Below are 14,932 nucleotides of genomic sequence, written 5' to 3' on the forward strand. Positions count from 1 at the left end.
TTGAATGGCCTTAAATTTTCCTGTGTATTCCGGAAAAGAAGGAGAGGCAGACGAAATAAAAAGAGAATAAATGAGAGTCAGGGACCCTCAAATGGTGTTAAGGTATCTTTCGATCTCCCAGTCGTGGACCTGTATACGATATGCATCCCAGTCAGCTCTTGCAAGCCTCAGGACGTTCTCATGGACGTGCTCACCAAGTGCCTCGTGCAAGAGGTCACTTTCAGCAAGGTAATTTGCAGCATCCTTGATGGTTGATGGGAGTGTCTCTATGCCAAGCTCCTGAAGACCCTTGTCAGAAAGCTCGAAGATGTTCTCTTCCCTTGACTCTCCCGGATCGATCTTGTTCCTGATACCATCCAGACCTGCTGCAAGGACGGCAGCAAAGGTAAGATATGGGTTACATGATGGATCAGGACTCCTGAGCTCCACACGGGTACCCTTACCTCTTGCAGCAGGGATACGGATAAGGGAGCTTCTGTTGGCACCGGACCATGCAATGTATACCGGAGCCTCGTAACCAGGTACCAGACGCTTGTAAGAGTTTACAAGAGGGTTGGAAATAGCTGTGATGGCTTTTACATGTTTAAGAAGTCCGCCAATGAAGTAGCGAGCCTCATCGCTTATCTGCATGTCACCCTCCGGATCGTAGAAAGCATTCTCCCCGTTCTTTGAAAGGGAGAGGTTCACGTGCATGCCTGATCCGTTCTCACCAAAGATAGGCTTTGGCATAAAGGTTGCATGCAAGCCGTTCAGCTTTGCAATGGTACGGGTAACATACTTGAATGTCATGACATTGTCAGCAGTGGAAAGTGCATCGCCATACTTGAAATCGATCTCGTGCTGACCGAAAGCAACCTCGTGATGAGATGCCTCGATATCAAATCCAAGTTCCATGAGAGTAAGGACGATATCACGGCGAATATCCTCTGCAAGGTCAGCAGGTGCGAACTCAAAGTATCTGCCAAAATCATGAGGTATGGTGGTTGCTTTACCATCCACTTTCTCGAAAAGGAAGAACTCAAGTTCAGGACCCACATTGAGTGAAAAGCCCATCTCTTCAGCTTCCTTCATAACCTGCTGGAGGACATATCTAGGATCGCCTTTAAATGGAGTTCCGTCGGGCAGATAGATGTCACATATCATCCTTGCGACGACACCCTTGGCCTGATCCCATGGGAGTATCGCAAATGAGGAGACATCCGGTTTCAGGACCATGTCCGATTCATTGATACGGACAAAACCTTCAATAGAAGAGCCGTCAAAGGATATTCCCGAACCAAGTGCTTTTTCTACCTGTGTCACGGGGATCTCGACATCTTTCACGACACCCTGAATGTCCGTGAACTGCAGCCTGATAAACTTAACATTGTTTGCCTCAATGGCCTTGAGTACATCTTCTTTGGTATTGATATTCATTGCATCGCCCACATCAATGTATTGATTTGTGCCTAATTGCTTAGAGGTATATATGAATTTATGGTCTAAAACCTACCGTTAATATATCATGTTTTTGGTAGATCCAATTGGTCCTTCATAAAAATATGTCAGAAAACGTTATTTAAGTACTTTGGCAAAAGGATAAGGTAAAGAAGGAAACTGTAGATCCCTTTTTGAGGGGATATTTTTGAAATCCAAATTAATATTGACGGACGGAATCTTTCAGTTTCCCTTATCAGAAGCCAATCAGTAATTAGCAGGAATAGGATATATAGTCACTGGTAAGATACAGCGACCCTTAACCCTATGCCTGCTTAGTGATCGATTTAAACAAAGCGAATACCTACATCATGCATCTTGTTGCGTATGGCAATGTTGATCACCAGAGGTGTCAGTGACTCAACCATACCAGAGGTCTCAATAGGACCAATGTCAAGAGGACGCATGTTAGGGATATCCCTTACAAGATCAAAGACCACATTCTTTGAATACATGGAATTTCCACAGACCGCAATGTCATAATCAAGATCAATGTCAAGATCTGCAAGTTTCTTTGCAGGAACATTGTGGAAAGCTGATACCAGCTCGGTGCCTTCCGGCAGGAGACATGCTATCTCCTCGGCGGCGCTGCCTGCTTCAGGAGTTGTGTAACAGAAATAATCGGCATTGTATTTTGAATCTGAGGCGTCAATGGTTATCGGAGAATTGGAGCCCTCCTGCTTGATATAGCAGCGGTCCTTCTCCATAGGAACTACCACAGAGACAACTATCTGATCCTTCAATACCGGAGAGATGAGCTCAACGACTGATGGCACCTGTTCGTAGCGTATTGCAACTATAATGACATCTGCAGCTTCTGCTGCTGCCCTGTTATCCATACCCTCAATAGTTGCATCAATGCCCCTATGCTGCAGTATCTTAGTATATTCAGATGCTACATCCATGGCCTTTTCTGCACTTCGGGAGCCTACTATCACATCATGTTTCTGACCCCATCGGAGAGCAAATCCTTTACCAATATTACCAGTTCCACCAAGTATTGCGATCTTCATAACAATCCCATTAATCTCCAAGGTTAGTTATATCTGTTTTGTTAAGTAAAAAAGCAGAGCGGGTAAAAAAGAGAGAGGGATGGGCCCTCTCCCTTCAAGACCCAAGAGGTATTTTTGAATTCTTAAGCAATACTTAGAACCATCCACGGTCTGCCATTGCTTCAACAACACGGTTTACAGCAACGACGTATGCAGCGGTCCTCATGTTGATGTTGTATTCCTTGGAAGCCTCGAGGACAGCGTGGTATGCGTTGGTCATCTTAGCGTCAAGACGGTTGTGGACACGCTCTTCACTCCAGCGGTACATGTAGAAGTTCTGGACCATTTCGAAGTAGGATACAGTAACTCCACCACCGTTACAGAGGAAGTCAGGGATCAGGTGTACACCCTTCTCGAAGAGGATCTCGTCTGCTTCAGGTGTTGTTGGACCGTTTGCAAGTTCTGCCACGATCTTTGCCTTGATGTTCTCTGCATTCTCGTGTGTGATGACGTGCTCAAGAGCTGCTGGGACAAGTATATCGACATCGAGCTCAAGGAGGTCTTCGTTGGAGATTGGTTCTGTTCCTGCGAGGCCGACAACTGAACCGGTTTCCATCTTGTGGTCCTGTGCTGCCTGTGCACTGAGACCGTCCATGTTCACGACACCGCCCCTGCTGTCACTGACAGCAACGACCTTGCATCCGAAGAGCTCTTCACAGAGTACACCAGCGAAGTAACCTGCGTTACCGTATCCCTGGATTGCTACTGTTGCGCCCTTGAGGTCAAGACCGATCTCTTCTGCTGCTTCACGGACTGCGTAGAGACCACCACGTGCTGTTGCGTCACCACGGCCGAGTGAACCGCCGATGCTGAGTGGCTTACCGGTGATGACACCAGCCTGGTTCTTGCCTGCGAACTTGGAGAACTCGTCCATCATCCATGCCATCATCTGTGGGTTGGTGTAGACATCAGGTGCAGGTACATCCTTGTCAGGACCTACGATCATTGAGATGCTTGAAATGAACTTCCTTGAAAGGCGCTCGAGCTCACCAGCGGACATTTCCTTAGGGTTGCAGATAACTCCACCCTTACCTCCACCGAGAGGGATGTCCATTACTGCACATTTCCAGGTCATCCATGCTGCAAGTGCCTTGACTGTGTCAACGGTCTCTTCTGGGTGGAAGCGGATACCACCTTTTGTTGGACCCCTTGCATCATTGTACTGTACCCTGAATCCCTGGAAGACCTTTACGGATCCATCGTCCATGCGGATAGGAAGGGATACGTGCATTTCCCTCATTGGGTTCCTGAGGATCTCATGGATACCTTCATCGAGCTCAAGGATATCTGCGCACTTCTTTAACTGCTTTCTTGCATTTTCAAATGGGTTCTGTTCTGCCATAGAATTTACCTCGCATTTAATTTTAGATAATAATACTATTTTTTTAAAAGACCATGAGAGATATATAGCCTTTTTTGTTAATATTTTTTTTAATCATCTGATTCGTGAGTATAGAGTCCTACAACCAGCCAGATGACTAGGCTAGCTATTACCGAGAGGGTGTATATAATAGTGTCGTTGCTTGTTAGCGCGAATTAATTAATACTATAAAAAAATAGCGGAAATCACTTTCTGGTAACCAGTTAATGATATATAAGAAATGCCATAGAGTAACGATATATAAAAGTTGTCAAATTACAACATATATCAGCCAACATTTCAAGCATATAACAGGATCATGGAGTACAGTGTACGACATCCACCTCTAAAACAAACCAGCAAAAAACGTATCAATCGACCAATCCAAGGATTTGACTGTAAAGGCAGGGAAGAAATCACAAGCAAGATCTGACAGGAGATCATCCTGTCTAAATATATTAGTACAGGAGATATTTTATGGCCATTCCCATCTTTTACGATACATTTATATTCCGATACTTTGTTGTATCAGATGGCGCATTGTAAGGTCCTTGCATGAGAATATGGCAGAGCCTTTCAGTGAATGTACAGACAACCTCAATGCGGCACATACGATAATGCGACATAAGCCTGACACGAGGGAAACCGGAAGGGACAGCGGGGATCCCATTAGGATGATCTTTCGGAGTTAGTGGGCCGGGCTACAGCATTATCGACATCTTTTAGGATCACATTGAAATTGACATTCATATTATTCATATTATATTGTAACAGGACAACATCCATGTCTTTTCAAAACGCACTGAAGGATAAAGGGGACAGCATAACCATTGAACTGGAAGTGACACCCGGTTCCAGGAAAGCCTCATTTCCCGAAGGCTATAACCAGTGGCGACAGCGAATAGAGATAAAACTGACAGCCGCTGCCCAGAAAGGAAAGGCAAACGAGGAGCTCATAAACAGCCTTGCAGACTTTTTTAAGATAAATACTGCCAGCATTGCGATCAGATCAGGCGCAAGGAGTTCAAAGAAGACAGTTGAGATAAAAGGCCTCGAGTATGATGAAGCTGTCAGGATGCTTGAAGGGTAGATGTGACAAAATAAACTGCGGCCTGACTAAAAAAAGAAACCATCAATAATATATACTGTTGTTTGCATATAAAAACGAATGTCACTTACTCAAGTTCTTACTAATCCAAATGGCTTCTTTGCAGAAAAGGCCAAAACTGAAGTTGAAATGAGAACTCCGATCCTCATAATACTTGTCATTGCAGTGCTGGGTGCAATTAATGGTGTGATAATGACCCGGAAGATCATGGAGATCCTTCCCCCTGAAGCGGCAGCTTTTGCAAGCATAGGAGCAATTGGAGCAGCGATTGGTGCTTTTATCGGTGCATTCTTCATGTGGATCATATATTCAGGTGTCTTCTATGCAATCTCATCCATCCTTGGAGGAGAGGGAAGCTTCAAGCGCGTTCTTGAAGCTGTTGCATACGGTTTCATCCCATCCATTGCAAGCAGCATCATAGGTGTTATTGTGATAGCTACCTCCTTCTCAATGGAGAACTTCGACATGCAGAACCCCGAACTCATGGAACAGGCAATGCTCAATGACCCCACAATGAGAATGTCAATGATCCTGGGTATCCTTTTCACACTATGGAGTGCAAACATCTGGATATTCGGACTTGTCCATGCAAGGCACATGAGCGTAAAGAACGCAGCAATATCCGTACTGGTGCCTGTAGGACTCTATATATTGTACACTGCAAGTAAGTTCATGTAAGTCCATAGGTGTATAAAGTGATAACAAAGGCCACTATAAGCATAGCAATGGTATTGCTACTGGTGCTTGTTGCACCGGCAGCGGCCGATACGGATATCCGCCCGACCGTTGTTGTGGACTATTCCATGGAGCCGGCAGTCCTTATGCCGGGAGACACCGGAACCATCACCATATCCATAGAGAACATGGCAGACGGTGAGATATACGTTCAGGAGGATGACAAGACCTTCGATATGAACGCCTACATTGCCAGTATAGCACTTGGCGGCAATGACGGTATCGAGATCCTCAACAAAGAACACACGGATATCGGTCTCCTGGGACCCAGGGACACCATAAAGCTGGCATTCAACATACGTGCAAAGGAGACAGCAGACAATGGAGTTCACTTCCTGACCATGGAACTTGTGGGCGGAAGTGACATGAACGATCTTAACTACAACATACCGGTCAAGATCGATGACAGGAACCTGAAGCTTATATTGGCAACAATGCCGACGACCGTGATGAACGAGATCTCGACCATAGAGATCGACATCATCAACACCCGACCCAACGAGGTCACAAACGTCATGATCAGACCTGAGGGAGAGAATGTATCTTTCAATCCTGCAGAGGTCTTTGTAGGGAACATACCCGCAGGTAACAAATCCACAGTTGAGATCACACTCAACACCATGGCATCCCCCGCCGGAATGAAGAACTTATCCTTCACAGCATCATTCTTCAATGGCGATAACTACCACACCTCCGAAAATACGGACCTAGAGATCAATGTGGTTGACCAGCCATCCCTTATCTTCACAAGCATCGAAGTAACAAAGACGGGGAACAGTTACTCCATCATCGGGGACATCAATAATTTTGGCACAACCGATGCAAAGAACGTGCTCGTATCCGTTGCGGGTTCCGAAGACATCAAACCTGTACAGCCATATGCCAACTACTTCGTGGGTACACTGGAAGCCGATGACTTCAGCAGCTTCGAACTGTCTGCACGCATCCTCTCCCCTGATGTCGAACAGATACCCATCCTCATCGAGTTCCGTGATACGGACAATGTGTATTCATCAGTGACAGGTTACATTGACCTCGAAAGTGCTTCAGCTGCACCCGGTAACGATCAGGACACACCTATATGGATGTGGGGGCTCATTGGAGTGATCACCATAGCCATTGGAGGGGTCATCGCGTACACCTGGAAGAAGAGAAAGGCAGCAGAACTGGAAGAAGCTGAAGACCCTGATGAGAACGATTCCGATGACGAAGATCCTGATTATGAAGACTTCGACGGTGAGGAAGTGAATGGAAAGTTCGATGAAGCTGACACCGAAGAAAACAAAGACTGATGGAGAACATATGTCCGATCCGATAGTCCGGTTGCAGAATGTCAGGAAGAGCTATGTCCTCGGAAAAAGTGAGGTGCATGCTCTCAACGGGGTTAGCATAACCATTGAGAAGGGAGAATTCATTACAATAATGGGTACCTCCGGTTCCGGAAAGTCCACACTTCTCAACATGGTAGGGTGTCTTGACAAACCGACATCAGGCAAAGTGAAGATCAACGGAACGGATGTTACAAAGGTCGATGATGACAAACTTACGACCATCCGCAGGGACAATATAGGATTCATATTCCAGCAGTTCAACCTCATACCGACCCTGACAGCACTCGAGAATGTGGAGATCCCGATGATATTCAGCCGGATCCCCCCGGAAAAACGTAAAAAGAGAGCCATGTGGGCACTAAAACAGGCACAGCTTGATGCGGAATATGCAACCCACCGACCCAACGAGCTTTCTGGCGGACAGCAGCAAAGGGTTGCCATAGCCCGAGCCCTTGCGAACAGGCCACCCATACTTCTTGCAGATGAACCTACAGGTAACCTTGACTCAAAGACAGGAAAAAGTATCATGGAACTGCTGGTCAGGCTGAACAAAGCCGGTACGACCCTGATAGTTGTTACCCATGACCACAAGCTTACAGAATATTCCGACAGGACCATTGTGCTGATGGACGGAGAGGTGTCCGATGATATCTATTGAGGAGATCCGGAACAACATGTACCTGCAGCTGGCAAGCAGGAACCTGAAGCGACAGACCTTCCGGACGGTCCTTGCAGCCATAGGCATCATCATCGGCGTCATTGCCATCTCATCCATGGGAATACTCGGGAACAGCCTGAAGATGTCGGTCACCGATTCGTTCGGGGACATTGGCGATAAACTTCTCATCTACCCTGCACCCGGAGAGGACGGGATCACTGAAAAGCAGATATCCCAGATGAAGAAAGTGGACGGGATAGATGCCATCATACCTGCCTATTCAACGGGAGATCGGGTCGAATACAAGAACAGCTATACCTTTGGGTCCATCTACAGCATTGAACGTGAAGACCTGGAAAAGCTGGTAGAAGTGGAAGAGGGACAGTTCTTCAAATCCGGCTCCACTGACTGCGTGGTTGGGGCATCCATTGCCGATAACCTGGAACTGAAGCTCGGAAGCAAGATAGAGATAGGGGATTCAAGGCTCAGGGTCGTGGGTATCCTGAAAGAGAGGGGAATGGGATTCGATATCGATGCAGATACCGGAGTGTTCACATCGGCACAGATGTATGAGAAGATGTACCCTGAAGAAGGAGATGAATATGATTTCGTCATCGTCCGGGCAGAGGAACTTGACAAGGTAAATGACATACAGAAAGACATTGAAAAGCAATTGAACCGCAAAGAAGAGGTTGTCACAGTCTTTGCGACCAACATCATCCTCGAAAGCATCAATGAGGCATTCAAGTCCATCTCCCTGTTCCTAATGGGGATCGGGTCCATATCCCTTCTGGTAGCCGGCGTCAGCATATTGAACGTAATGCTAATGTCCACCATGGAACGCACCCGGGAGATCGGTGTGATGAAAGCAGTCGGAGCCTCACGAAAGGATGTGCTCACAATGTTCCTTCTGGAAGCACTGCTTCTGGGAGTTGCTGCAAGCCTTATCGGAGGACTGTTCACCATCGGAGCAGGGTACCTGATTCTCTCACTGGTGATTAAGAACACATCATACCTGTTCTCCCTTTCAACACTGCTCTACATATTCGAGGGCATACTGTTCGGAGTTGCCACAAGCCTTATTGGCGGCATGTACCCGGCATGGAAGGCATCGAATATGCGACCACTGGATGCATTACGCTACGAGTGAGCAAACAGGAAGATCAGCGTTGTTCTTTAAAACGGGAAAAAGAGAATTAACAAAAAGAAAGAGAAGGTGGTCATTCCTCGGAAAGTCCACCCATGTCTTCGAATTCGAGCCCTTCAAGTTCTTCTTTTAATTTATCGAGATCTTCCTGTGAGATGGAAGAGATGTTATCATGTTCTGTTGATGAGACCTCGTCCTCAGGAATGACATCTTCAGGAACATCTGCCGTTGTGTCATCAATATCCTCAGCAACATCCTCAGGCACCTCGGTCATATCCTCTGTCACTACATCACCTATTTCATCTTCAGGAACATCGCCATTCTGGGCACAGCCACTAACAAGCAACATTGTAGCTACAATCAAGATCGCAAGTATCATTCGCTTCATATTATCAGTCTCCCCTGACCATCAGACCATAGGCCTCATTCAGATATCCATGTGCAGAGAGCATATTTCCCCTGGCGATACGCAGATAGTTGTTACCATTTGAGAACTTGATCAACGGCTGGCCGGGGATGCGCACCTGTTCGTATTCTTCCTCGGCATTGTCTATATTCGCCCTTGCATCCTCGATCTCGGCACTTGCCATGTCCAGCTTTTCGAGGATCATTTCATTGTCATCCATATCCTCAGCTGCCTCACGCAGTTTTGTCTCATACTCTTCAAGAGTATCAGCATGTTCGTTCGCTGTATGGACCCAGACAAAGCCGCTGTTCCTTGCAACATCGGATACCAGCTCAAAATAGCTTCCGACCATTTTCAGGAAAACCGCACCCAGCTGGAACCTGTTCTCCACACCATCAACGTCTGCCCTCAGCTCATCGATCTTCACGAGATTGGTATCGACATCCTCCTGAATGGTCTCTTTCAGATCATCAGGAATATCCGGGTTCTCTTCTACCTCTAGGTCTTTCCATATCAGCCATGCTTCCACTTCATCAAGTGCAGCATGCAAAGCTTCTTTACCGGTATCAATGACTTTCTGGTTATTTTCCTCGGACTTGTCTGCTGCCCATTGGATCTTTGCATCCCTGTGGGCCTGCTGAGCTTCTATACTTGCCTGCTTCGCATCATGCCATTCCTGTTTAGCTTCACTTGCAGACAATGCAGTCACAGCAATTGGTTGCAACAGAAGCATGATCAGAACAAGCAACGCAATAAAAGATACTTTCTGTGATTTCACGAGCCATCCTCCCGCATTAGAGATGCATACATTAGTGATATAACCATTTTGGAGGTCAAAGGAAGAAATGAAAACAAGCTGACCTTGTGAGAAATGATATAACAGACTACCACCAAAAATGATGCTATGAATACCCTTCATGTGGAAACCCGAGACAAGTGGAGAAAATGGATGGAAGAACACCACTCCACTGAAAAGGAGATCTGGCTGGTCCACTACAAGAAACACACCGGGAAAGCTGTGATCCCATATGAGGACGAAGTTGAGGAAGCTATCTGTTTTGGCTGGATAGATGGCCAGGTCCGCAGGATCGATGAGGAAACTTATGCCCGGAGGTACACGCCCCGAACTGAGAGAAGTAAGTGGTCGGAAACGAACAAGCAAAGGGCAAGAAAGATGATCGAAGAGGGGAAAATGACAAAAACGGGCATGGAAAAGCTTGGCAATGCGCTCAATGAACCTCCGGAGCCACAAAGAATAAACCTGGATGACATTCCGACAGATATGAAAAAAGCCTTGAAGGCTGATGAGATGGCCTGGAAGAACTTCTCGTCTTTTGCTCCCGGTTACAGAAGGAACTACATAGAATGGGTTATGGATGCAAAACGTGAAGAGACCCGGGCCAGAAGAATAAACAGCGTTGTGGAAAGGGCACGGGAAAATAAAAGACCAGGAATGATGTGACCTTATTACTGATCACATCACTGCAATTAAAGATCTTAGTTCATTGAGTCCCTGACGATCTGGGCAGTGCCCTCACCGTTGAATGCCTTTATGAACAAAAGGGTCTCAGCATAGCACATTGCATCGATAGCGGCCTTTGTGTCATCACCCACAGAGTAGATCCTGTCAAAGAACTGACCGACCGCGAACTTGCTGAACTTGCCGAAGATCTCGGTGTCGTTCTTGCCCGGTGCCTTCTCCTTGTAGGTTGTGATGGTCCAGTCATAGATGTCCTGGTAGAGTTCAGGCTCGTAGACCTTGAAGATATCCCAGACGATGTTCTGGTAGAAGGTCGCGACGTTTCCTTTGACGATGTCGCCGTGTGGGAAATGGTTGTGAATAAGGTCACGAGGTGTTCCGGTGATACCGTGCTGTGCGATCCTCACATCCAACCCGTTGTCCTTCAATGCCTGTGCCACTGCAATGGTCTGGTCGATGTCGATGGATACCTGTTCGATCAGGTTTCCGTTTGCATCGTAGGTGTTACCGTGTGCACTTCCGTTGGCAATGGCCAGAAAGTGAGGGAACACACCGTTCTCGTTCAATGCCTTGATGAATGTGACTGCCTCTTCTGGACGGGTAAGTACCCTGCCGTGCTCATCCTCCCTGCCGATCTCTCCGACCTCTACCTCAAGACCGTACTCTTTGTCACCCATGTTCTCCTTGATGTGAAGGCCTATCTTTGTGGTTGCATCGATGTTGTCAGCGAGCTCTTCGCGAAGGTTCCCACCCTGGAAGTTGAAGAGGTGGGATGCGTCGATAGCAAAAGAGGTGTATCCTGCCTCGATCTGTGCACTGACCAGTTCTTTTGTGGACTCGATGTCCTCGTCGGTCCCTTTCTTGATACCGATGTGATCAGCATGCAAAGCCCACATATCAAAGCCCACTTCCTTTGCTGCTTCTCTTGCCATCCTTGAGAGGTCAGAAGGTGTAAGTCCTGCATATCCACCTTCCAGATTGCACTCGGACCTTGCAAGCTCAAAGATAAGAGGTGCATCCATATCTTTGGCCGCACGCATGATGCCTTTCATGACAAGTGCTATCCTTGGGTTGGCTGTCATTATGATAGTGTCCTTGTCAAGCAGGCTCTTAAACATTAATGAACTTGGTACTGGCTCAAAATTATCATTGCTCATATGATTACCTTCAAATTTATTTCATATTAGTTTGGTACTTAATACACGTCTCAATTCATAATCATTTCTATTCTAAAATATATCAGTCAGTTATTGTACAGAATACCAAAAAGGATAAATATTGGCCTCCGTAATGTGTTTAAGAAAAACAAGGGGGATAAAAAAATGAAAGAGATCCTTGAACTGGAAAACAAACTTTCAAACATGACAACAGATGAGCTTTACAACTACGCAAAAGAGAACTACCCGGAAGTACCTAACATGTGGATGGGAAAGAAGAAGCTGGTAGTTCGCAGAATAGTCAATTATGAAAGGAACAAAATGAACGGCATAGACAACGAATAACCGGGCTACGCTCATTTTGATAAAACTGCCTTTCAAAGTACATTTGCTGATGTTCAGGAACCAGACATGATCTGGAGGAGCCTGATCACTACGGCCTCATAGATCAGTATACCCAATATTACAAATATCAGTATAGAGATCAGACCAATGGCTGGACAGGTAAGCCATTCTTTATTATTTTTACCGTCACATAATTTCATCCGGCATCAACCCCCCGTTTAGCAGAAGAAATCAATACATAAGAGTTGAACTCAATGCTACTTCAAATTTTGCCAGCGGGTAAAAACATACCGTTTCCAGGATAATGACCGGAACAATAACTATTGGTCAAAGAAATTGTCTGAGAAGCTGATCCGGGAGAACAGAAAAAGAGAGATGAAAAAGAGAACTGTGACTACAGATAGAATAAATTAAAGAAGAAGGGGCAATGCCAGATCAGCATTCTTCTTCCATGAGACTGATACCAACACCCATCACGCGTATCCTTGTTTCAAGCGGATGATCCCAGCCATCAGGGATTATCTCATCCTGTTTCACATCAACCTGCACATGCTCGGGGTCCAGTCCTGCATCGATCATATACTGTATGATAGTTTCCTTTCCGGTTGTTGTAGCATATTCAAGCGCTTCTTCATACTCATAGAAGCTCACTCTTCCGTACTCAGAGAATACATAGAACTCCCAGTCCGGAGCAGCCATTGATGCCGGCCGGACCAGGAAGTCCACCCTTCTGATACCTTTTGCTGCCAGTGCACCTGCTGCATTACCGACGTTCGAGTGTTCAGGGACCACAATATCCGCATCAAGGATCTCATTAAGTTCATTGAGATATGCTACAACAGGACCACCGATCAGGACCACAGGGATCCCTACCTTGAACTTTGCAGGAGAATCAATATCGAATATCTTACGGATCTCCTCCTTTGAGACACCCTCAAGGAAGAAGGTCATCAGGTCTGATGCCATGTTCCTGGCAAACTCCTGTTTCACAAAAGCTGCAAATTCTTTACCATCCCGCTTGCAAAGTGAACCAAGATACTCTGCCCCGATGACCGATGCCTCAACAGTATGTTCTTCATAGTCCCCAAGTACATGCAAAGCATCCGTAGGTGTGAAGCCTATGGTCTGTATCAGGCGTTTCTGAAGCAGGACATCAAGATGCTTTGCTGCCGGATACTTCTTCATGCGTGCCCTGATCTCCTTTAATGATGTAGGGGTCTCTGATATTGTAGCCAGTACCTCTTTCTCCAGATCGGTCAGACCCATCGGTTCGTAACCAGTCCTGATGAAGAACTTGGCAGGCTGGAAATGAATACCAAGAAGTCCTTTTGAAGGCATGGGGTTGGTCCTGAGCTGATCAAGGAAGCCCGGATAGAGATCTGCAGCACGGCAAAGCGGGATAACCCTTCTGGGACCGATGTTCACATGATTGTCCTTGACCCATACATCGCTGTCACCACCCATTGCAGAGGTCTCCATTTTTATGGCCTTTACCCTTGTCTTCCAGCCCCCAACAACAGCTCCGGATTCGCTCATTTCGGGAACACCGTTGGTGATGACCGAAATATCCGTACTTGTTCCACCCACATCGATCACAGCGCAGGTCTCATTGCCTGTCAGGAAAGATGCGCCTACCAGACTGCCGGCCGGACCAGAGAAGATCGACTCTATCGGCTTTTCAAGGGCACTTCTGATCCCAATGACAGAACCATCACATTTGAGCATGAATACCTTTGCGTTCATTCCCCGGGATTCAATGTACTTTTCCACAGTGGACATGAACTTTTCAGTGATAGGAATAAGCTGGGCATTGAAGAATGCAGTAACTGCCCTTTCGAAAGCACCAAGGTCCTGGGAAAGCTCATGTGCACCAACAACCGGAAGTCCGGTAGCTTCCCTGACGATCTCCTTCACCCGAAGTTCATGTTCATGGTTACGAATACTGAAATATGAAGAAACTGCAAAAGCGGCCACATCATCTTTTACCCTTTCTGCAAACTCCCTCACAGCATCCTCATCAAGAGGTGCTGCCTCTATACCATTATAATTGTGGCCTCCGCTTACCTGAACATAGTGTTCAGTTGGAAGCTCCTGGTTGATCTCATAATTCCCAACAAGGATAAGACCCACAGGAAAACCTGTTCCTTCCAGAATACTATTAGTGGAAAGTGTGGTCGAAACCGAGACGACCTTCACGTCCTTGAGATATTCTTCATCGATACCATCAATTGCATTTCTTATACCTTCCAGAGGATCAGGATATGTAGTGAGTGCTTTATTAGAAGCAACAATAACCTCATCCGAATCCCTCAGGAGTACAGCATCTGTATAAGTTCCACCTGCGTCTATACCAAGACTGTATTTCATCCAAAACAACTCCTTTATCTCATGAAATGAACAATTTGAACATTGGCCTTTCAAAATGACCTATAACTAAACGATAAGAAAATAGACCCCTACATAAACATATCGTATTTATTTATCAGTGTTAACATCTAAAAACGATACCAAGAGGCGCATTATAAATATAGATAATGAGACAGATAGGTCAATATATTTCAGAAATTTCCGCATGTAAGCCTATAAAAGAGATCATGATCACAGAATGGTATCAAACCGGCATTTCCCAGTGAATTCCTGAGTAACTTATTAAAGATAGAACATATAAAAATAGATG

General features: G+C 46.1%; 15 protein-coding genes. 7 read left to right on the forward strand and 8 right to left on the reverse strand.

Going from position 1 to position 14,932, the window contains the following annotated elements; all coding sequences use genetic code 11:
• Positions 1 to 87: 87 nt before the first annotated feature.
• The 3 genes from glnA to ACR3I3_RS01920 form a co-directional block, all read right to left on the reverse strand.
• Entirely contained in the window at positions 88 to 1,416 is a 1,329-nt protein-coding gene (glnA, locus tag ACR3I3_RS01910) for a type I glutamate--ammonia ligase (protein ID WP_440952893.1), read from the reverse strand.
• A gap of 347 nt (positions 1,417 to 1,763) precedes the next feature.
• Complete coding sequence (locus ACR3I3_RS01915; RefSeq protein ID WP_440952894.1) at positions 1,764 to 2,489, reverse strand: NAD(P)-binding domain-containing protein; 726 nt, start codon at positions 2,487 to 2,489, stop codon at positions 1,764 to 1,766.
• A gap of 133 nt (positions 2,490 to 2,622) precedes the next feature.
• On the reverse strand, positions 2,623 to 3,870 hold the full coding sequence (locus ACR3I3_RS01920) for a Glu/Leu/Phe/Val family dehydrogenase (RefSeq protein ID WP_440952895.1): 1,248 nt from the start codon (positions 3,868 to 3,870) through the stop codon (positions 2,623 to 2,625).
• A gap of 802 nt (positions 3,871 to 4,672) precedes the next feature.
• Here ACR3I3_RS01920 and ACR3I3_RS01925 point away from each other — a divergent pair.
• From ACR3I3_RS01925 to ACR3I3_RS01945, 5 genes are all read left to right on the forward strand, one after another.
• Positions 4,673 to 4,978, forward strand: coding sequence for a DUF167 domain-containing protein (locus tag ACR3I3_RS01925; RefSeq protein WP_440952896.1), 306 nt, complete (start codon positions 4,673 to 4,675; stop codon positions 4,976 to 4,978).
• Between the two features lie 78 nt (positions 4,979 to 5,056).
• Positions 5,057 to 5,674: a YIP1 family protein gene (locus tag ACR3I3_RS01930; RefSeq protein WP_440952897.1), complete on the forward strand. Its 618-nt coding sequence runs from the start codon at positions 5,057 to 5,059 to the stop codon at positions 5,672 to 5,674.
• A gap of 17 nt (positions 5,675 to 5,691) precedes the next feature.
• A complete protein-coding gene (locus tag ACR3I3_RS01935; RefSeq protein ID WP_440952898.1) occupies positions 5,692 to 7,023 on the forward strand; it encodes a COG1361 S-layer family protein in 1,332 nt (443 codons plus the stop codon).
• Positions 6,980 to 7,720: an ABC transporter ATP-binding protein gene (locus ACR3I3_RS01940; protein WP_440952899.1), complete on the forward strand. Its 741-nt coding sequence runs from the start codon at positions 6,980 to 6,982 to the stop codon at positions 7,718 to 7,720. The genes ACR3I3_RS01935 and ACR3I3_RS01940 overlap by 44 nt, the downstream gene beginning before the upstream one ends.
• Positions 7,707 to 8,870, forward strand: a complete 1,164-nt coding sequence (locus tag ACR3I3_RS01945; RefSeq protein WP_440952900.1) for an ABC transporter permease — start codon at positions 7,707 to 7,709, stop codon at positions 8,868 to 8,870. Before ACR3I3_RS01940 ends, ACR3I3_RS01945 begins: the two co-directional genes overlap by 14 nt.
• 70 nt (positions 8,871 to 8,940) lie before the next feature.
• Here ACR3I3_RS01945 and ACR3I3_RS01950 read toward each other — a convergent pair whose 3' ends face one another.
• On the reverse strand, positions 8,941 to 9,255 hold the full coding sequence (locus ACR3I3_RS01950) for an LptM family lipoprotein (RefSeq protein WP_440952901.1): 315 nt from the start codon (positions 9,253 to 9,255) through the stop codon (positions 8,941 to 8,943).
• Positions 9,256 to 9,259: 4 nt separating this feature from the next.
• A complete protein-coding gene (locus ACR3I3_RS01955) occupies positions 9,260 to 10,051 on the reverse strand; it encodes a hypothetical protein (protein ID WP_440952902.1) in 792 nt (263 codons plus the stop codon).
• Positions 10,052 to 10,222: 171 nt separating this feature from the next.
• Here ACR3I3_RS01955 and ACR3I3_RS01960 point away from each other — a divergent pair, with 171 nt between their 5' ends.
• Complete coding sequence (locus tag ACR3I3_RS01960) at positions 10,223 to 10,735, forward strand: YdeI/OmpD-associated family protein (protein ID WP_440952903.1); 513 nt, start codon at positions 10,223 to 10,225, stop codon at positions 10,733 to 10,735.
• A gap of 35 nt (positions 10,736 to 10,770) precedes the next feature.
• On the opposite strand, the gene ACR3I3_RS01965 is transcribed toward ACR3I3_RS01960, so the two are convergent.
• Positions 10,771 to 11,910, reverse strand: a complete 1,140-nt coding sequence (locus tag ACR3I3_RS01965) for a class II fructose-bisphosphate aldolase (RefSeq protein WP_440952904.1) — start codon at positions 11,908 to 11,910, stop codon at positions 10,771 to 10,773.
• Between the two features lie 165 nt (positions 11,911 to 12,075).
• Between ACR3I3_RS01965 and ACR3I3_RS01970 the strand changes: the two genes are divergently transcribed.
• Positions 12,076 to 12,255 carry a hypothetical protein gene (locus ACR3I3_RS01970; RefSeq protein WP_440952905.1) on the forward strand — a complete coding sequence of 60 codons (180 nt, stop codon included), beginning with the start codon at positions 12,076 to 12,078 and terminating at the stop codon, positions 12,253 to 12,255.
• 53 nt (positions 12,256 to 12,308) lie between these two features.
• Here the strand turns inward: ACR3I3_RS01970 and ACR3I3_RS01975 are convergent, their stop codons facing one another.
• Both ACR3I3_RS01975 and ACR3I3_RS01980 read right to left on the reverse strand, forming a co-directional pair.
• Positions 12,309 to 12,455: a hypothetical protein gene (locus ACR3I3_RS01975; RefSeq protein ID WP_440952906.1), complete on the reverse strand. Its 147-nt coding sequence runs from the start codon at positions 12,453 to 12,455 to the stop codon at positions 12,309 to 12,311.
• Between the two features lie 235 nt (positions 12,456 to 12,690).
• Positions 12,691 to 14,622, reverse strand: a complete 1,932-nt coding sequence (locus tag ACR3I3_RS01980; RefSeq protein WP_440952907.1) for a hydantoinase/oxoprolinase N-terminal domain-containing protein — start codon at positions 14,620 to 14,622, stop codon at positions 12,691 to 12,693.
• Positions 14,623 to 14,932 lie beyond the last annotated feature (310 nt).

Source organism: Methanococcoides mangrovi (assembly GCF_052057775.1).
In the GTDB taxonomy this organism is placed as follows: Archaea; Halobacteriota; Methanosarcinia; order Methanosarcinales; family Methanosarcinaceae; genus Methanococcoides.